The following is a 17,899-nucleotide window of genomic DNA, read 5'->3' on the forward strand; positions in this document are numbered from 1 at the left end:
CCGCCGTACAGTGGCCCGATGAGTCAACGCGGGGGCTTCGGGCGGCTGTTGGGCGCGAACATGCTGACCAACCTCGGCGACGGCGCCGCCCTCGTCGCGTTCCCCTGGCTCGCCAGCACCCTCACCGACAGTGCGTTCCTCGTCGCGCTGGCGGGCGTGGCCCTGCGGCTGCCGTGGCTGCTGTTCACCCTGCCCGCCGGCGTGCTCGCCGACCGGCTGGACCGGCGGCACGTCCTGGTGGCGACGAACGCGGCCCGCGCGCTGCTGTTCGGCCTGCTGGCGCTGCTGGTGGCCCTGGAGGCGACCTCCCTGCCGCTGCTCTACGCCTGCGCGCTCGCCCTCGGCTCCGCCGAGGTGATGGCGGACAACACCTCGCAGGTGCTGCTGCCCGCCGTCGTCGGCCGGGAGCGGCTGGAGGCGGCCAACGGCTGGCTGATGAGCGCCCACATCGTCGTCAACGACTTCGCCGGCCGGCCGGTGGGCGGCGTGCTGGTCGCGGCGGCGCTGGCACTGCCGTTCGCCTTCAGCGCGGGCACGGTGGCCCTGGCCGCCGTCGTGTTGCTGACGCTCCGGGGCTCCTTCCGGGCGGTGCCGGCGGCCGGGCCGGCGGCACCGCCCTCGGGCGCGTCGATGCGCGCCGAGATCGGTGAGGGCGTGCGGTGGCTGTGGGGCCACCCGGTGCTCCGCCCGCTGGCGATCTCCCTCGCGCTGACCAACACGGCCACCATGGGCGTCAACGCGATCTACGTCCTCTACGCCCGCGAGATCCTCCACCTGGACGCGGTCGGCTACTCGCTGCTGCTCGCGGCCGGCGGCGTCGGCGGCCTGCTCGGCGGCCTGCTGGCCGTCCGCGTCAGCCGCCTCGTCGGCCGGGCCGGCTCGCTGGTGCTCCTGGTCCTCATCGAGACGGCCGCCTACGCCGTCGGCGCGCTCTCCTCGAACGCGTACGTCGTCGGCGCCGCGATGAGCACCATCGGCTTCGGCGTGGTGCTGTGGAACGTCGTCACCGTCTCGCTGCGGCAGACGGTCATCCCCGACCACCTGCTGGGGCGCGTCAACAGCGTCTACCGGCTGCTGGGCTGGGGGGCCATGCCGCTCGGGATGCTGTGCTCCGGTGGCCTGGTCGCCCTCGTCGAGGCGCTCGCCGGGCGGGAGGCGGGGCTGCGCGCGCCCTTCGTCGCCGTGGTGCTGGTCCTGCTCGGTGTCCTGGCCTACGTCCGCCGGCACCTGCACGGCCCCGCGATCGAGGCCGCGTTGGCCGCCGCGCCCCCGCGGTGACACGGGGACAGGAAAACACGGGGACAGGGGACGCGGGACGCGGGGCCGGGAGCTTCGTGGACGGCCCTCAGGGGGTGTCCGCGACCGCCGCCCACCGGCGGGCCCGTTCGAGCTCCAGGGCGTGGAGGGCCTCGCCCGCGGCGATGACGCGGGGGCGCAGCTCGGGCGCGGTGGTCCTGGCCCGGAAGTGGAACGCCACCGAGACCTCGTGGTCCGGCCGGTGCACGACCGTCACGGCGTCCCCTGCGCGGATCTCGCCGGGCTCGATCACGCGGAAGTACGCCCCCGGGCGTGCCCCCAGCGTGAAGCGCTTGACCCAGCCCTGCTCGCCGAGCCAGCTGGCGAAGGTGCGGCAGGGGATGCGGGGCGAGGTGGCCTCCAGCACCGCGGAGCCGACGCGCCAGCGTTCGCCGATCCTGGTCTCGCTGACGTCGACGCCGCTCGTGGTGAGGTTCTCGCCGAAGACGCCGTTGGGCAGCTCCCGGCCGAGCTCCAGGGCCCAGGCGTCGAGGTCCTCCCGGGCGTAGACGTAGACGGCCTGGTCGTCGCCGCCGTGGTTGACCCGGTCGCAGACCGCGTCCCCGGCGAGGCCGCTGCCGCCAGCGCCGGGGGCCGTCACGGCCACGGGCCCGGCGACCGGCCGCTTGTCGATGCCGGAGTGGCCGCTGGGCGTGGCGGTGTCGGCGACCGCGAGGGGCCTGCCGACGTTCACCGTCAGGACGACGGGCGGGTTCTTCGACGAAATCGGCGGAAAGCGCACCATGCGCGCCACCCTATGGCCTTTCTTCGGGATGCTCGCGACGCGCCGAGGGTCCCGAAGAAAGGCCATGTGCGGGCGGGGCCGCTACTCCTCGACCATCAGGCCGCGCCGCAGCCTTCCGAGGGTGCGGGCCAGCAGCCGGGAGACGTGCATCTGGGAGATTCCGAGCTCCTCGCCGATCTCCGACTGGGTCATGTTGGCGACGAAGCGCAGCGACAGGATGCGCCGGTCGCGCGGGGAGAGCTCGGCGATGAGGGGCTTCAGGGACTCGATGTACTCGATGCCCTCCAGGCCGTGGTCCTCGTAGCCGATGCGGTCCGCGAGGGCGCCCTCCGCCTCGTCCTCCTCGGGCTGGGCGTCGAGCGAGCTGGCGGTGTACGCGTTGGACGCCGCCATGCCCTCGACGACCTCGTCCTCGGTCAGGTCGAGCCGCTCGGCGAGCTCGGCGACCGTGGGGGCGCGGTCCAGCTTCTGGGCCAGCTCGTCGCCGGCCTTCGCCAGGTCCAGCCGCAGCTCCTGAAGCCGCCGCGGCACCCGCACCGACCAGGAGGTGTCACGGAAGAAGCGCTTGATCTCGCCGACGATCGTCGGCATCGCGAAGGTGGGGAACTCCACGCCCCGGTCGGCCTCGAAGCGGTCGATGGCCTTGATGAGGCCTATCGTCCCGACCTGGACGATGTCCTCCATCGGCTCGCTGCGGGAGCGGAACCGGGAGGCGGCGAACTTCACCAGCGCGAGGTTCAGCTCGACCAGGGTGTTGCGGACGTAGGAGTACTCGTGGGTGCCCTCCTCCAGGACGCGCAGCCGAGCGAAGAGGCTCTTGGAGAGCGCTCGGGCGTCGAGGGGGCCCACCTCGTGGAACGGGGGGATCTCCGGCAGCGAGGCCAGCACCTCGGCCGGGTCGGGGGCCGCGTCCGGCTCGGCCGCCTCCCGTGGGGGCCTCGGGCTCACGGAGCCCGTCCGATCGACCGGGTCGGCCGCGTCGGTCCGGTCGACCGCCTGCGGCTGCTCCGGGAGGGCGGGAGAGCTCTGGCCCGTGTTCGGCGTGGCGATATCGGTATCAATCTGGGGGGACGGTGACATATGGGTCCTCCGTAGTCTTCGTCGGCATATGGCTGCCGAAGCCGTCACGTGCTCTGGGAGATGCGGCGCCTCCAATGCCGACGTTGGGAACCGGAACTTTCTGACGGTCCTCACTACGCCTACCGGTCAACCGGCGGGCATGGCAAGTCTGCTCCGTCCGAATTCTTCTGAATGTCGGGCCTGTTAGGGTGCCCAGCCGGCGCCCCAGGGGCTAGGGTTTCGAACCTAGCCAGGAAAGCGCTCCAATCTGAAGGGGGCTGCATGGACCGGGACCAGCCGGGCGAGTCCAGCCGGCGTCCGTTGACGGTCACCGTGCGGCGCGTGGAGGCGAGCGGCAGCGCTGTGGTGACTCCCGTGGGTGAGCTTGATCACCATTCCGCCGAAACGCTGCGCACGTCGTTGGAGGCATGCGTCGCGGAGGGCTGTTCCCGGATCGTTATCGACTGTTCGGATCTGGAGTTCTGCGACTCCATCGGGCTCAACGTGCTGCTCGCCACGCGCATGGCGGCCGAGGCCCAGGGGGGCGCGGTCCATCTGGCCGGCATGCGCCCGATCGTCGCCCGCGTCCTGGAGATCACGGGGGCGGGCGCGGTCTTCACGGTCCACGGCAGCCTCGGCGACGCGCTCGCCGCGTTGCCCGGCGACTGAGGGGCCCGCGCCAGCGCACACCCGGGCGCACCCGGGCGCGCCCGGGTGCGGGCGGCGCAACGGTCCCCCGGCGTGCCGGGCGGTCCCGGCGGCGCCCGCGGCGTCCGCGGCTCCTCCCCCGGCCGCCCCCCGCGGCGCGTTTCCGCTGGGCAGACCCGCTGTACGGGACCCCTCCGCTCGGGTGACACTATTCCCCGGCTCGGATGGGGTGTGGCCGTCGTTCGTCAGGGCAGGAGTCCCCTCACCTCGGACATCCCGGGCCGCTCCATGGCTCGGTGTATTCGGATATCCGCCGGCGCGGTGACGCGGTGAGGGGAGGCGTACGGTGAGTGCCATCCGTCCGTCTCAGGCTGGCGGTGACCACGGCCGGCGACCCGAGGCCCCCGAGCCGAGGCGGCAGGTGCGCAGGCTGCGGCTGGTCGGGATACCCGGCACCGTCTCGCGGGCCCGCGAGTTCACGCGGCGGGCGCTCCACGACTGGGGATGGCTGCCCGCCGCCACCGAGGAGCAGCGCGCGGCGGCCGAGGACGTGCTCCTGGTCGTCTCCGAGCTCGTGACCAACGCCTGTCTGCACGCCGGCGGCCCCGAGGAGTTGTGCGTCGGCCACACGCCCAAGCTGATCCGGGTGGAGGTGACCGACCGGGGCATCGGAGCACCCGTGCTCCACCCCGCCCGTCGCGCCGGGCGGCCGGGCGGACACGGCCTGTTCATCGTCCAGCGCCTCTGCCTCGACTGGGGAGTGCTCGGTGAGACGGTGGGGACGGGGGACGTCACGCGTGGCGGGGGCAAGACCGTCTGGGCCGAGCTGGCCTCGCCGCTGGTGGACTGAGGCAGCCGCCGGCCCGCGTCCCGGCCCGGCGGCCCACGCGGAACGTCCCTGGCCGTCGCGTCGCGGGCGCCGTCCGCGCGGTGCTGGTTGACGCCCTGGTAGCCGGGGCCGAGCCGTCTACCATCGCCACATGACCCGAGTACTGCTCGCCGAGGACGACGCGTCCATCTCGGAGCCGCTGGCCCGAGCGCTGCGACGCGAGGGATACGAGGTGGAGGTGCGCGAGGACGGCCCCGCGGCGCTGCGGGCCGGCCTCCGCGGGGACATCGACCTGGTCGTGCTCGACCTGGGCCTGTCCGGCATGGACGGTCTGGAGGTCTGCCGGCGGCTGCGCACCGAGGGCCTCGGGCTGCCGGTGCTGATCCTCACGGCGCGCGCCGACGAGGTCGACACCGTCGTCGGGCTGGACGCGGGCGCCGACGACTACGTCACCAAGCCCTTCCGGCTCGCCGAACTGCTGGCCCGCGTCCGCGCCCTGCTCCGCCGCGGCACCGCCGAGCCGTCCCCGGCCCCCGCCGTCCACGGCATCCGGATCGACGTCGAGTCGCACCGGGCCTGGATGGGCGAGGAGGAGCTCCACCTCACCGCCAAGGAGTTCGACCTGCTGCGCGTGCTGGTGCGTGACGCCGGCCGGGTCGTCACCCGGGAACAGCTGATGCGGGAGGTCTGGGAGACCACGTGGTGGTCGTCGACCAAGACCCTCGACATGCACATCAGCTGGCTGCGGAAGAAGCTCGGCGACGACGCCGCCAACCCGCGCTACATCGCCACCGTGCGGGGCGTGGGCTTCCGCTTCGAGAAGAGCTGACCCGCCCCGACGTGCGCCGCCGACTGATCAACTCCACCCTCGCCGTCGTGCTCTTCGTCATCGCGGTGCTCGGCGTGTCCCTGTTCTTCGTCGAGGCGAGCCTCATCCAGTCCAGCGCCAGGGACTCGCTCCAGACGGAGGCCGCACGGCTCGTCGCGGACGTCGAGAGCCGCCTCGCCGCGGGCGAACGCGTGACGCCCGCCGAGATGGCCTCCTCCGCCCCCACCGACCGGTACGTGGTGATCGACCTCGCGGGCCGGCCGCCGTTCACGCTCGGGGAGCAGCCCGAGGGCGGCGTGACCGAGGCGTCCCAGACCGGGATCGGCGGCGTGAGCGTCACCGTGCAGCAGCCCGGCAGTGTCGTGACCGACGAGATCGGGCGCGCGTTGGTGATCATCCTCGTGGTCTCCCTGCTGGCCGTGGCGGCGGCGGCGCTGCTCGCGGTCCGCCAGGCCCGCCGCGTGGCCGCCCCCCTGACCGACCTCGCCGAGACCGCGGAACGCCTCGGCTCGGGCGATCCGCGCCCGCGCCACCGCCGCTACGGCGTGGCCGAGCTCGACCGCGTCGCGGACGTGCTGGACGCCAGCGCCGAGCGCATCGCCCGCATGCTCACCGCCGAGCGCCGCCTCGCCGCCGACGCCTCCCACCAGCTCCGCACGCCGCTGACGGCGCTCAGCATGCGGCTGGAGGAGATCATCGCCACGCAGCACCTCGACGCCGTCAAGGAGGAGGCGGCGATCGCGCTGGCGCAGGTGGAGCGCCTGACCGAGGTCGTCGAGCGGCTGCTGACGAACTCCCGCGACCGGCGGTCCGCCTCGGCCGTCGGCTTCGACGTCGACGAGGTGGTCCTCCAGCAGATCGAGGAGTGGAAGCCGGCCTTCCGCGGCGCCGGGCGCGCCGTCGTCCACTCCGGCAAGGAGGGCCTGCGGGCCGTCGGCACCTCGGGCGCGGTGGCCACGGTGCTGGCGACCCTGGTGGAGAACGCGCTGATGCACGGCGGGGGCACGGTGGCGCTGCGCACGCGGACCACGGGGAACCAGGTGGTGGTGGAGGTCACGGACGAGGGGCCCGGGGTGCCGACCGAGCTGGGCGCCCGCGTCTTCGAGCGGACGGTCAGCGGGCGCAACTCCACGGGCCTCGGCCTCGCCGTCGCCCGCGACCTGGCGGAGGCGGACGGCGGCCGCCTGGAACTCCTCCAGCAGCGACCGCCCGTCTTCGCGCTCTTCTTGAGCCGCGAAGCGGATCAGCCGGAGCGGAGGGGTCTGAGCCGCGAGGCGGATCAGCCCGAGCGGAGGGGTCTGAGCCGAGAGGCGGATCAGCCGGAGCGGAGAGGGCCCGGTCGCGGGGTGGGTCAGCGTGCCGGGGACGAGGAGGGCGACGGCAGCGGGTCCTGCTCGGCGACCACGGCGGGCACCGCCTCCGCGACGGGCGCGGGCTCCGACGCGGGCGCGGGCTCCGACGCGGGCCGCGAGCCCGGCTCCGACGACCTGGACCCGCCGCCGAACACCCAGGTGCGGTAGGACCAGAAGCGGAAGAGGGACCCGAGCCCCAGCCCGACGACGTTCTTCGCGATGTTGTCGGCCAACGGCGAGGTGAGGTCGAGCCCGTAGTGCGACACGGCCAGCGCCCCGTTCTCGATCACCATGCCGACGCCGGAGAAGAACAGGAACAGCCCGGCCTCGCGCGGCATGCGGCGCTTGTCGCGACGCCGGTAGGTCCAGTACCGGTTGCCGAGGTAGTTCGTGCAGATGGCGGCCGAGGTGGCGACGATCCCCGACCGCAGCGGCGCCATGCCGGCGGCCTGCACGCACACGTTGAACACCACGACGTTGACCAGGAAGCCGAAGGCGCCCACCGTGCCGAAACGCGCGGCCTCCCGCGCCACCCCGCGCAGCCGCTCGCGCAGTGCGCGCCGATCGTTCATGACGGCCATGCTAGTAAGGGCCCTCTCGACGGCGCGGTAGGGACGACGGAACCGCTCGATGGGACGCGTCGCGGCGGCCCGGGGTTCCCGCCCGGGCGGGGCACGCGGCACCGGGCGACGTGGCCCGACCCGGCGGGCTCCGCCGGACAGGCTCTAAGCTGGGGTGTCGTGACGTTTCCGGTGGTTGGCATGGTGGGCGGCGGGCAGCTGGCCCGCATGACGCACGAGGCGGGCATCCCCCTCGGCGTCGGTTTCAGGGTTCTGTGCGACACGCGGCAGGACGCCGCGGCGCGCGTGGCGAGCGACGTCGTCGTCGGCGACTACCGCGATCTGGACACGCTGCGCGCCTTCGCCCGCGGCTGCGACGTGGTCACCTTCGACCACGAGCACGTCCCGGCGGAGCACCTGCGGGCGCTGCGGGACGAGGGCGTCGTCGTCCGGCCGGGGCCCGAGGCGCTCGCGCACGCCCAGGACAAGGGGGTGATGCGGGCCCGCCTGAGCGAGCTGGGCGTCCCCTGCCCCCGCCACCGCGTCGTCGCCGACCCGGCCGACGTGCGCCGTTTCGCCGAGGAGGTCGGCGGCTTCCCCGTCGTGCTGAAGACCGTGCGCGGCGGGTACGACGGCAAGGGCGTGTGGCTGGTGCGCGCGGCCGACGCCCCCGAGGCGGCGGAGCCGTTCCGCGCCGGGGTGCCGGTGCTGGCGGAGGAGGCGGTGGACTTCGCCCGCGAGCTCGCGGCCAACGTCGTCCGTTCCCCGCACGGGCAGGCCGTGGCGTACCCGGTGGTGGAGTCGGTCCAGGTCAACGGCGTCTGCGACACGGTGATCGCGCCGGCGCCCGGACTGCCGGAGGAGCGCGCCCTCGAGGCGCAGCGGCTGGCGTTGCGGATCGCGCGGGAGCTGGACGTCACGGGGCACCTGGCGGTGGAGCTGTTCGAGACCCGCGACGGCCGCCTGCTCGTCAACGAGCTCGCGATGCGCCCGCACAACTCCGGCCACTGGACCCAGGACGGCGCGGTGACGTCCCAGTTCGCCAACCACCTGCGGGCCGTCCTCGACCTGCCGCTGGGCGACCCGCGGCCACGGGCGCGGTGGACGGTGATGAGCAACGTGCTCGGCGGGGACTACCCCGACATGTATCCCGCGTTCCTCCACTGCATGGCGCGGGACCCGGGCTTGAGGATCCACATGTACGGCAAGGACGTGAAGCCCGGCCGCAAGGTGGGGCACGTCACCGCGTGCGGCGCGGACCTGGACGTGGTGCGCGAGCGCGCCCGCCACGCCGCCGACTACCTGCGAGGGGTCATCGACGAGTGAGCACCGACGGCACAGGCGCGAACGGTACGGGCGCGACCGGGACGGGCGGCGGGGACGGCGCGGGCGGTACGGGCACGGGCGGCGCGCCCCTGGTGGGCGTCGTGATGGGCTCGGACTCCGACTGGCCCGTGATGCGGGCCGCCGCCGAGGCCCTGGCGGAGTTCGAGGTGGCGCACGAGGTGGACGTCGTCTCGGCCCACCGCATGCCGCACGCGATGATCGCCTACGGCGAGGACGCCGCCGCCCGCGGCCTGAAGGTGATCATCGCCGGTGCCGGCGGCGCGGCCCACCTGCCGGGCATGCTGGCCGCCGTCACGCCGCTGCCGGTCATCGGCGTCCCGGTGCCGCTCAAGCACCTCGACGGCATGGACTCGCTGCTGTCGATCGTGCAGATGCCGGCCGGCGTGCCGGTCGCCACCGTGTCGGTGGGCGGCGCGCGGAACGCGGGCCTGCTCGCCGTCCGCGTGCTGGCCGCGCACGACGCCGGGCTGCGGGAGCGCATGGCGCGCTTCCAACGCGGCCTGAGGGAGCAGGCCGAGGCCAAGGGCGCGCGGCTGCGGGCCAGCCTGGCCGGGCGGGCCGACGGCGCGTGATCCCGGGCCCCGGCCCGTCGATCGGGCACGATCGACCGCACAGGACGAGCACACGCGACGCCGCGCGACACGAGGCCCCGCGACACGACGCCACGCGAGGACCGCGCGGCCGGATCGCGGGTGCGCGGCGACGTTGAGGTGACGTCGAGGTGACGTCGAGCCCCCGCGGCGAGCGGGGGAGCAGGCGAAGACGAAGGAGGGGGCGCGATGCCCGCGTTGGACCAGGCCCGGCGGCTGCTGGCCGAGTACCCCGTCGTGGACGGGCACAACGACCTGCCGTGGGCGCTGCGCGAGCAGGTCGGGTACGACCTCGACCAGCGCGACATCGCCACCGACCAGAGCGCCCACCTGCACACCGACATCCCCCGGCTGCGGGCCGGCGGCGTCGGGGCGCAGTTCTGGTCGGTGTACGTCAGGGCTGACCTCGCCGGTGACGCCGCCGTCAGCGCCTGCCTGGAGCAGGTCGACGCCGTGCGGCTGCTGCTGGCCCGGTATCCGGAGACGTTGCGGGCGGCCCACACGGCCGACGACATGGAGGCGGCGCGTGCCGAGGGCCGCGTCGCCTCCCTCATGGGAGCCGAGGGCGGCCACTCGATCAACAACTCCCTGGGCACTCTGCGCGCCCTGTACCGCCTCGGGGTGCGGTACATGACGCTGACGCACAACAACACCATCGACTGGGCCGACTCCGCCACCGACGAGCCCCGCCACGACGGCCTGAGCCCCTTTGGCGAGGAGGTGGTCGGGGAGATGAACCGCCTGGGCATGCTCGTGGACCTCTCGCACGTCGCGCCCGCCACGATGCGGGACGCGCTGCGCGTCAGCGAGGCGCCGGTGATCTTCTCCCACTCCTCCTCCCGCGCCGTCTGCGACCACCCGCGCAACGTCCCCGACGACGTGCTCGCGGCGCTGCCGGCCAACGGGGGCGTGGCGATGGCCACCTTCGTGTCGGGCTTCGTGCTGCCGGAGGCCGTGGAGTGGGACCGCGGCGCGAGGGCGTACGTGAGCGGCCTCGGCCTCAACCCGCTGTCCAGCGCCGAGGAGACGCGGGCCGCGTACCGCGCCTTCGAGGAGGAGCACCCGCGCCCCAGGGCGACGGTGGCGACCGTCGCGGACCACCTCGACCACATGCGGGACGTCGCGGGCGTCGACCACATCGGCATCGGCGGCGACTTCGACGGCACGACGTTCCTGCCCGACGGCCTGGCCAGCGTCGCGGACTACCCGAACCTCCTCGCCGAGCTGCTGCGCCGGGGCTGGTCCGCCGCCGACCTGGCGAAGCTGACCTGGCACAACGCGGTCCGGGCGCTGCGCGACGCCGAGGCCGTCGCCCGCGAGCTGTCCGCCCGCAGGCCGCCGTCGCTGGCCACCATCGAGCGACTCGACGGCGCGGCACGCGCGACGGCGCCGGAGAACGCGGCCCGCGCCGGGGCGTAGCCGGGCCGTCCGGCATTGTCCGACGCCGTCCGGCGCCGGACGACGCCGCCCGGCCGCGGGCGGGTGGCCGCGACGGAAACGGGCGGCGCGGCGGCCCTCGACACGTGGTCGGCGCGGGTATAGGAGAGGGAGGAGACCCGACGCGGACGGAGGCCCTCCATGCGCGGCACTGTCTGGTGGACCACCCTCGCCCTCGTCGCCGCCGCGGCTCCGCTGGTGGCCGCGGCGCCGCCGTCCGCCGCCGCCGACCGGCCCGAGCTGAGCCTCACTGTGCTCTCCTCCCGGCCCGACACCGTCTCGGGCGGCGACGCCCTCGTCGAGCTGACCGTGACCCACGGGGTCCGCCTCGACCGGGTCCGGGTCGAGGCGGACCGCAGGGACGTGACGGGCGCGTTCCGCCCCGCCGGGCGCGACCGCCTCGTCGGCCTGGTCACGGGCCTGCCGGAGGGCCGGGTGGAGCTGGCCGCCACCGCCCACGGCGGCGGCCACCCCCGCGCCGAGCTGACGGTCGTGAACCATCCGCGCACCGGACCGGTGCTCTCAGGGCCGCACGAGACGCCGTTCGTCTGCGAGACGGACCGCTTCCAGCTCGTCGGCGGCGGAACGCTCGGGCCGCCTCAGGACGAGCACTGCACGGTCCCCACCCGCGTCGACTACGCCTACCGCAGCACCGCGGGCGGCGCGCTGCTGCCGCTGCCGGAGGGCACCGCCCGCCCCGCGGACCTGGCGTGGACCACCACGAGCGCCGGCGCGCGGGTGCCGTACATCGTGCGTGTGGAGACCGGCGTCATCAACCGCGGGGTCTACGAGATCGCGCTGCTCGACGACCCGTTGGACGGCGTGGCGCCCGACGCCCACCACGCCTCGCCCGGCTGGAACGGCCGCCTCGTCTACACCTTCGGCGGCGGCTGCGTCCGCGGCTGGTACCACCAGGGCGACAGGACGGGCGGCGTGACCGAGGACGGCATGCTCCGCGAGGGCTTCGCCGTGGCCTCCTCCTCCCTCAACGTCTTCGGCGTCAACTGCAACGACCTGCTGGCGGCCGAGACCATGGCGATGGTGAAGGAACGGTTCGTCGAGGCGTACGGCGTGCCGGAGTTCACCGTCGGCTGGGGCTGCTCGGGCGGCGCCTACCAGGCGCAGCAGATCGGCGACAACTACCCCGGCCTGCTGGACGGCATCGTCGTCGGCTGCGGCTTCCCCGACGTCGGCTTCGCGACGATCCACACCCTCACCGACGCCAGCCTGCTCCACCACTACTTCGAGGAGCTCGCCCCCGGCGCCTTCACCGCCGAGCAACAGCGCGCCGTGTCGGGCTTCGGGCGCTGGGAGGCGATCGAGCGCCTGGCCGCCGCCGCCGGCCGCATCGACCCGCGTCGCTTCTGCCCCGACGCGCTGCCGCCCGAGCTGCGCTACGACCCGGTCACCCGCCCCGACGGCGCGCGCTGCGACGTCTACAGCCACCACGTCAACGTCTACGGCACCGACCCGGACACCGGCTTCGCCCGCCGCCCGCTGGACAACACCGGCATCGAGTACGGCCGGCAGGCCCTGGCCGACGGCACCATCACCGTCGAGCAGTTCCTGGACCTCAACGAGCGCGTCGGCGGCTTCGACGTCGACGGCGGGCACGTGCCGGAGCGGACCGAGGCCGACCCGCTCGCCGTGCGCGCGGCGTACGGGACGGGCCGGCTGCTCAACGGCGGCGGGGGACTCGCCTCGATCCCGATCATCGACTTCCGCTCCTACACCGACCTGCTGCCGGAGGGCGACCTCCACATGCGGGTGCACTCCTTCGCCACCCGGGCCCGCCTGGAGCGGGCCAACGGCACCGCGGCGAACCAGGTGATGCTGGTGGAGTCCGGCGGTCCCGGCAGCTTCACCTCGGACAACCCGCGGGCGGCGACGGCGCTGTACCAGATGGCGGCGTGGGTCGAGGCGATCCAGGCCGACCGCCGGCCCGGCGGTGCGCTGGCGCGGGTGGTCCGCAACCAGCCGGCGGACCTCGTCGAGGGCTGCTGGACGGCGGGGGGCGAGTGGGTGGCCGAGCGCCAGCGGCCCGGCGTGGGCACCACCCGTTGCAACACCGAGTACCCGGTCTTCGAGACGCCCCGGATGGTCGCGGGCGCCGGGATCGCCAACGACGTCGTCGTCTGCCGGCGCGTGCCCGTCGATCCCGCGTCGTACGGGGTGCCGTTGACGGCGGAGCAGGGGGAGCGGCTGCGGCGGATCTTCCCCGACGGCGTCTGCGACTGGTCGCGTGACGGCGTGGGCCAGCGCGGCCTCGACGGGACGTGGCTGTTCTTCTGAAGGCTGTCCCGCGGCGCCCGGTCTCCCCGACGCTCCGTCCCGCCGGGGGTCGACCGGTCCGGGCGGGGCCGTCAGCGGCGATCGATGATGACCAGCTCGGAGCGCTCGCCGCGTGCGTCGACCTCCTCCTCCGCGACGAGCCCCACGCCCCTGGCGTAGTACTTGTGCTCCACGACGTCGGGTTCCAGGGGAGTGGTGTCCCGGGTCTTCAGCACGTTCTCCCAGGAGCCCGCCGGGACCGTGACCGTCTCGTTCCGGCTGAGCACCTCGCCCTGGTCCTCCGCCACGCCGGGGGCGTTCTCCTGGGGGTAGGCGTCGCCCGGCCGGGGGTCGGCCGGCATCACGATGCCGGGGTGGGCGCCCTCCGTGCCGGCCTCCCAGGAGCCCTCGGTGCTGACGACCTCGCCGTCCTCGATGTCCCGCGAGTCCTCGCCGAAGTACCAGACGTTCCCCTCGCGGTCCTGCGCGAACCAGTCGCGGGTGTCCTCGACCAGCGCGTTCTCGCGGTACACGCGGTCGCGGACCACCGTCACGGTGACGCCCAGGATCTTCCGGGTCCGTTCGGTCACCTCGACGACGGTACGTTCCTGGCCGTCGTGACCCTGGCTCTCGTAGGTGAGGGTGGTGCCGGGTTCGAGCGGCAGGTAGGGGTTGTCGATCTCGCGGACGAAGTCGTCGGGGTCGATCCCGGCCGCGGTGGTGGGGGTGGCGGTGCCGCCCTCGCGCGCCACCTCGCGGGCGGGGGCGTCGGCCCGCCGGGTGTCCTCCTCCCCGGCCCGGTCGGCACAGGAGGCGGTGGACAACGCCGCGAGCAGCGCGACGGTGAGGGCGGTGAGGCCGTCCCGCCGCCGGGTGGGTGAGCGCACTGGTCCTCCTGTGGCGTGGATGACGCCGTTGCGTGACGTGGGGGAGGGATCGTCCGTTGTCGCTCATTCTCGGCGGCCGGCCGGCCGTGGGGCGGCGGCGCGACGGTGTCGGCCGCGCCGGCTCGCGAACCGTCACTCCGACGGCGGGCGCCCGGCGGGGGAGGGAGGGCAGGAGGGCAGGAGGGCCGGCGGGGCCGGCCGGGCCGGCGCGGGGCCGTTCCCTCCGCCCCCGCGCGCTCAGGGACGCCAGCCGGTCCGCTCGGCCCAGCCCTCGGCGAGCGCCACGAGCAGGTCCACCACGGGGTCCTTGGCGTCGGCGTAGGCGTTGAGGTCGGGCGCCCAGGCGGCCAGCGCCCGCTTGAGGTGCCCGTAGGCCGCGACCGCCTCCGGGTGGGCGCGGAACCAGTCGCGGAAGACGAGCGCCAGCCGCTCGCCCGGTGAGCCCTCGCACCGCACGTGGACGTTCGCGGAGCCGTCGGGGTGTTCGCGCCGCCACCACGTCCGCTTCGTCCACCGCGACGGGTCGTCCTCGCGTCCCGCCGGCACGTGGTCCTGCTCGTTCGGCCAGCGGGCGAAGCCGAGGGCGGCCAGCGGCGCGTCGAAGGCGTCGGTGGCCTCGTCGAGGTCACGCACGCTCACCTGGAGGTCGATCACGTCCTTGGCGGCCATCCCGGGAACGGAGGTGCTGCCGATGTGCTCCACCCGGAGCGCCTGGGGGCGCAGGGCCTCGCGGAGCCGGGCGCTGAGCGCCGCGCCCCTCGTGGCCCAGTCGGGCGAGTGGTCGACGATGAGGGCCTGGCGCGCCCATGATTCGGACATTGAGAAGAATCCCCCTTATTCCCGGTGGTGGCTTCGCGCTCGTGACCAAGCTCACCCTGAGGCGTCGCCGGGCACGGAGCGTAGTCCACCCGCGGTGCTCCGGGGGGAGCAAGTCGCCGGTTCGGACGCCCGGTTGACGCGCGTGGACCGCGTGGTCTCCCCGGGCGGTGTCACGCACCGCATGTCCGATCATGGGAGCCCATGGTGCAGGCTGGACGCTCTTGCTTGTCTTGTCGGATTTTCGCGGATTACGGTGCAGGCCGCGCCGCACCCGCGGCGAGCCGCCCCGGACGCCGAATCCTGTCACCGGTCGCGGAACGCAAGCCTTCCGCCTGACAGGAGCGGGGGACCCACTCTCGCCGTACGCGCTCCGAGGGCCACCGAGGAACGCGAACGGCTCGGGGTGAAGCCATGGCGGCGCAGCCGCCGTGGCCGGGCGACTCCGGCCCGAACCCGACAGCTCACCTCGCAGGCGTTGGAGGAGGAGCACACCTATGTCCGCACGCGGACGACACCGCCGTCAGCGCGCCCGGCGCGTCACCCGGCTCTCCCGCATATCCCTCATGCTCACCGCCGGCGGCGCGGGCGTCGCCCTGCCCCTGATGGTCGCCGGTGGTGCCCAGGCCGCGCAGGCCGACACCTACACCGTGGTCGCCGGTGACACCCTCTCCAGGATCGCCAAGGCCCAGGACGTCGACGGCGGCTGGCGTGCGCTCTACGACGCCAACCGTGACCTCGTCGGCGACAACCCGAACCTGATCCGTCCCGGCCAGGAGCTGGTCCTGACGACGGACGGCGCCGCGGACACTGCCGGCTCCGCCGCCGCGCCGCAGGACACCGCCGCCGACAGCGCGGCCGAGACCTCCACCGGCTACACCGCCCCGGTCGCCGCCGCCGCCTCCACCGGCTACGGCGTGGCCGGCTCGCTGTGGTCCTCCGGCTACCACACCGGCACGGACTTCTCCGCGGCCAGCGGCACCCCCGTGGTGTCGATCGCGGCGGGCGAGGTCGTCAAGGCCGGCGACGGCGGCGCGTACGGCAACGAGATCGTCATCCTCCACGCCGACGGCCACTACAGCCAGTACGCCCACCTCTCCTCGATCTCCGTCAGCGTCGGCCAGCAGGTCGGCTCGGGCGACCAGATCGGCCTGGTCGGCACCACCGGCAACTCCACGGGCCCGCACCTCCACTTCGAGGTCCGCACCGGCCCCGACTACGGCTCGGACATCGACCCGCTGGCCTACCTGCGGGCCAACGGCGTCACCATCTGACGTCACGTCACGTCACGTCACGCCACACCCGGCGCCGGCACGACGTCGAAGCCGGGGAACGGATCCTCCCCTCGGACCCGTTCCCCGGCTTCCGTCGTCCCGGCCGGGCCGCCGCCCGGCACGGGCGCCCCCACCCCGGTCCGTGTCAGCGGCCCATCCGCTGGTACCGGCGCAGCGCGAGCGGCGCGAAGACCGCCGTCAGCACCACGGGCCAGACCACGGCCAGCAGCACGGCGTTCTCCGTCGCCCACGAGCCGCCCGCCTCCGCGAGGCCCGGGTTCCCGAACAGCTCGCGGAGCGCGGTCACCGTCGCCGACAGCGGGTTCCACTCGGAGATCGTCCCGAGCCAGCCCGGCATCAGCTCCGGCGACACGAAGACGTTGGAGACGGCCGACAGCGGGAACGCCAGCGGGAAGACCACGGCGCCCACGGTGTCGGGGTTGCGCAGCAGCAGGCCCAGGTAGATCCCGATCCAGGTGATCGCCACCCGCAGCATCAGCAGCAGCGCCAGCGCCAGCAGCGCCCTGCCCGCGCCCCGGTGCCAACTCCAGCCCACCAGCAGGCCGCAGACCAGCACGACGGCCGTCTCCGTCAACGCCCGCAGCAGGTCCGCGACGGCGCGCCCCGTCAGCAGCGCCGAGCGCGCCACCGGCATGGCGCGGAAGCGGTCCACGACGCCGCGCGCGACGTCCGTGGCGATCTGCCCGCCGGTCGCGCCCATGCCGTAGAGCATGGTCATCGCGAAGACGCCGGGTATCAGGAACTCCCGGTACCCGTCGCCGCCGCCCCCCACTGCCATGCCGTTGCCGAAGACGTAGCCGAAGACGAGCACGAACATGACGGGCAGCGCGAAGTAGAGGACGGCCTCCTCGGGGGTGCGCACCAGGTGCGCCATGTTGCGGCGGGTCATCACCAGGCCGTCCGCCGTCGCCAGTCGCAGGCGCCTCATGCCGCGGCCTCCTGTTCGGCGCGCTCCCCGGGCCGCGCGGGCTCCGTGGTGGTGGCGGTGGTGTGGTGTCCCGTCAGGCGCAGGAACGCCTCGTCAAGGGTGGGCCTGCGGGTGCCGATGTCGGCCACGTCGATGCCCCGGGCGTCCAGCGCCCGCACGGTCTCGGTCAGCGCGCGGACCCGGTCGGCCGTGGCGGCGCTGACCCGCCGCGTGTCGGGGTCGGTGTCGGGCGTCGAGCCGGTGACGCCCGCCAGCAGGGCGGCCACCTCGGGCAGCTGGGCGGCGTGCCGGGCCACGACCTCGACCCGGTCGCCGCCGATGAGGCCCTTCAGCTCGTCGGCCGTACCCTCGGCGACGACGCGTCCGGTGTCGATCACCGCGATGCGGTCGGCCAGCTGGTCGGCCTCCTCCAGGTACTGCGTGGTCAGCAGGACGGCGACGCCCTCGGCGACGAGCTCGCGCACCGCGTCCCAGACCTGGTTGCGCGAGCGCGGGTCGAGCCCCGTGGTGGGCTCGTCGAGGAAGAGGACCCGGGGGACGAGGACCATGCTGGCCGCCAGGTCCAGCCGGCGGCGCATGCCGCCCGAGTACGTGCCGGCGGACTTCTCCGCGGCCCCGGTCAGGCCGAAGCGCTCCAGCAGCTCGTCGGCCCGCGCGCGGGCGGCGCGCGGCCTGAGGCGGAAGAGCCGGCCGAACATCACGAGGTTCTGCCGGCCGCTGAGCTGCTCGTCGACGGCCGCGTACTGGCCGGTGAGGCCGATGCGGGCCCTGACCTCCTCGGGCTGCCGGGCCACGTCGTACCCGCAGATGGTGGCGTGGCCCGCGTCGTAGCGCAGCAGCGTGGCCAGGGCGCGGACGGCGGTGGTCTTGCCGGCGCCGTTGGGTCCGAGCAGACCGTGGACCGTGCCGGGTGGCACGGCGAGCCCGAAGCCGTCGAGCGCCCGCGTGCCGTCGCCGTACCGCTTGCGCAGCCCCTCGGCCTCGATCACGTGTCGCGTCATCCTCGTTCC

The 17,899-nt window shown here is 74.4% G+C and carries 16 protein-coding genes, 1 pseudogene and 1 riboswitch; of the genes and pseudogenes, 10 read left to right on the forward strand and 7 right to left on the reverse strand.

The window, feature by feature from the left end; translation table 11 throughout:
- Nucleotides 1-18: 18 nt before the first annotated feature.
- Nucleotides 19-1,278, forward strand: a complete 1,260-nt coding sequence (locus tag ACTWP5_RS23955; RefSeq protein WP_443223158.1) for an MFS transporter — start codon at nt 19-21, stop codon at nt 1,276-1,278.
- Between the two features lie 67 nt (nt 1,279-1,345).
- Here the strand turns inward: ACTWP5_RS23955 and ACTWP5_RS23960 are convergent, their stop codons facing one another.
- Together ACTWP5_RS23960 and ACTWP5_RS23965 are read right to left on the reverse strand one after the other, a co-directional pair.
- Complete coding sequence (locus ACTWP5_RS23960; RefSeq protein ID WP_443223159.1) at nt 1,346-2,041, reverse strand: MOSC domain-containing protein; 696 nt, start codon at nt 2,039-2,041, stop codon at nt 1,346-1,348.
- An 81-nt stretch (nt 2,042-2,122) separates the two neighbouring features.
- Nucleotides 2,123-3,121 (reverse strand): RNA polymerase sigma factor SigF, encoded by a 999-nt coding sequence (locus tag ACTWP5_RS23965; protein WP_443223160.1) that lies wholly within the window; start codon nt 3,119-3,121, stop codon nt 2,123-2,125.
- A 261-nt stretch (nt 3,122-3,382) separates the two neighbouring features.
- On the opposite strand from ACTWP5_RS23965, the gene ACTWP5_RS23970 reads away from it, so the two are divergent.
- From ACTWP5_RS23970 to ACTWP5_RS23985, 4 genes and pseudogenes are all read left to right on the forward strand, one after another.
- Nucleotides 3,383-3,769 (forward strand): STAS domain-containing protein, encoded by a 387-nt coding sequence (locus ACTWP5_RS23970; protein WP_443223161.1) that lies wholly within the window; start codon nt 3,383-3,385, stop codon nt 3,767-3,769.
- A 325-nt stretch (nt 3,770-4,094) separates the two neighbouring features.
- Nucleotides 4,095-4,598 carry an ATP-binding protein gene (locus ACTWP5_RS23975; protein ID WP_443223162.1) on the forward strand — a complete coding sequence of 168 codons (504 nt, stop codon included), beginning with the start codon at nt 4,095-4,097 and terminating at the stop codon, nt 4,596-4,598.
- A gap of 130 nt (nt 4,599-4,728) precedes the next feature.
- Nucleotides 4,729-5,406, forward strand: coding sequence for a response regulator transcription factor (locus tag ACTWP5_RS23980; RefSeq protein WP_443223163.1), 678 nt, complete (start codon nt 4,729-4,731; stop codon nt 5,404-5,406).
- Between the two features lie 11 nt (nt 5,407-5,417).
- A pseudogene (locus ACTWP5_RS23985) lies at nt 5,418-6,656 on the forward strand (ATP-binding protein); the annotation flags it as partial.
- A gap of 101 nt (nt 6,657-6,757) precedes the next feature.
- On the opposite strand, the gene ACTWP5_RS23990 reads toward ACTWP5_RS23985, so the two are convergent.
- On the reverse strand, nt 6,758-7,330 hold the full coding sequence (locus ACTWP5_RS23990; RefSeq protein WP_443223164.1) for a GtrA family protein: 573 nt from the start codon (nt 7,328-7,330) through the stop codon (nt 6,758-6,760).
- A gap of 168 nt (nt 7,331-7,498) precedes the next feature.
- On the opposite strand from ACTWP5_RS23990, the gene ACTWP5_RS23995 reads away from it, so the two are divergent.
- From ACTWP5_RS23995 to ACTWP5_RS24010, 4 genes are all read left to right on the forward strand, one after another.
- Nucleotides 7,499-8,644, forward strand: a complete 1,146-nt coding sequence (locus tag ACTWP5_RS23995; protein WP_443223165.1) for a 5-(carboxyamino)imidazole ribonucleotide synthase — start codon at nt 7,499-7,501, stop codon at nt 8,642-8,644.
- Between the two features lie 104 nt (nt 8,645-8,748).
- Entirely contained in the window at nt 8,749-9,237 is a 489-nt protein-coding gene (gene purE / locus ACTWP5_RS24000; RefSeq protein WP_443223222.1) for a 5-(carboxyamino)imidazole ribonucleotide mutase, read from the forward strand.
- 207 nt (nt 9,238-9,444) lie between these two features.
- A complete protein-coding gene (locus tag ACTWP5_RS24005; protein ID WP_443223166.1) occupies nt 9,445-10,674 on the forward strand; it encodes a dipeptidase in 1,230 nt (409 codons plus the stop codon).
- 159 nt (nt 10,675-10,833) lie between these two features.
- Entirely contained in the window at nt 10,834-12,984 is a 2,151-nt protein-coding gene (locus ACTWP5_RS24010; RefSeq protein WP_443223167.1) for a DUF6351 family protein, read from the forward strand.
- Between the two features lie 71 nt (nt 12,985-13,055).
- Here the strand turns inward: ACTWP5_RS24010 and ACTWP5_RS24015 are convergent, their stop codons facing one another.
- Nucleotides 13,056-13,850, reverse strand: coding sequence for a hypothetical protein (locus ACTWP5_RS24015; protein WP_443223168.1), 795 nt, complete (start codon nt 13,848-13,850; stop codon nt 13,056-13,058).
- 237 nt (nt 13,851-14,087) lie between these two features.
- On the reverse strand, nt 14,088-14,669 hold the full coding sequence (locus ACTWP5_RS24020; protein ID WP_443223169.1) for a GrpB family protein: 582 nt from the start codon (nt 14,667-14,669) through the stop codon (nt 14,088-14,090).
- A gap of 319 nt (nt 14,670-14,988) precedes the next feature.
- A riboswitch (cyclic di-AMP (ydaO/yuaA leader) is annotated at nt 14,989-15,158 on the forward strand.
- A 5-nt stretch (nt 15,159-15,163) separates the two neighbouring features.
- Between ACTWP5_RS24020 and ACTWP5_RS24025 the strand changes: the two genes are divergently transcribed.
- Nucleotides 15,164-15,940 carry a M23 family metallopeptidase gene (locus ACTWP5_RS24025; RefSeq protein ID WP_443223170.1) on the forward strand — a complete coding sequence of 259 codons (777 nt, stop codon included), beginning with the start codon at nt 15,164-15,166 and terminating at the stop codon, nt 15,938-15,940.
- 145 nt (nt 15,941-16,085) lie between these two features.
- Here the strand turns inward: ACTWP5_RS24025 and ACTWP5_RS24030 are convergent, their stop codons facing one another.
- Together ACTWP5_RS24030 and ACTWP5_RS24035 are read right to left on the reverse strand one after the other, a co-directional pair.
- Entirely contained in the window at nt 16,086-16,889 is an 804-nt protein-coding gene (locus ACTWP5_RS24030; protein ID WP_443223171.1) for an ABC transporter permease, read from the reverse strand.
- Nucleotides 16,886-17,890 (reverse strand): ATP-binding cassette domain-containing protein, encoded by a 1,005-nt coding sequence (locus ACTWP5_RS24035; protein WP_443223172.1) that lies wholly within the window; start codon nt 17,888-17,890, stop codon nt 16,886-16,888. The genes ACTWP5_RS24030 and ACTWP5_RS24035 overlap by 4 nt, the downstream gene beginning before the upstream one ends.
- Nucleotides 17,891-17,899 lie beyond the last annotated feature (9 nt).

Source organism: Streptomyces sp. 4N509B, from assembly GCF_052245655.1.
In the GTDB taxonomy this organism is placed as follows: domain Bacteria; phylum Actinomycetota; class Actinomycetes; order Streptomycetales; family Streptomycetaceae; genus Streptomyces.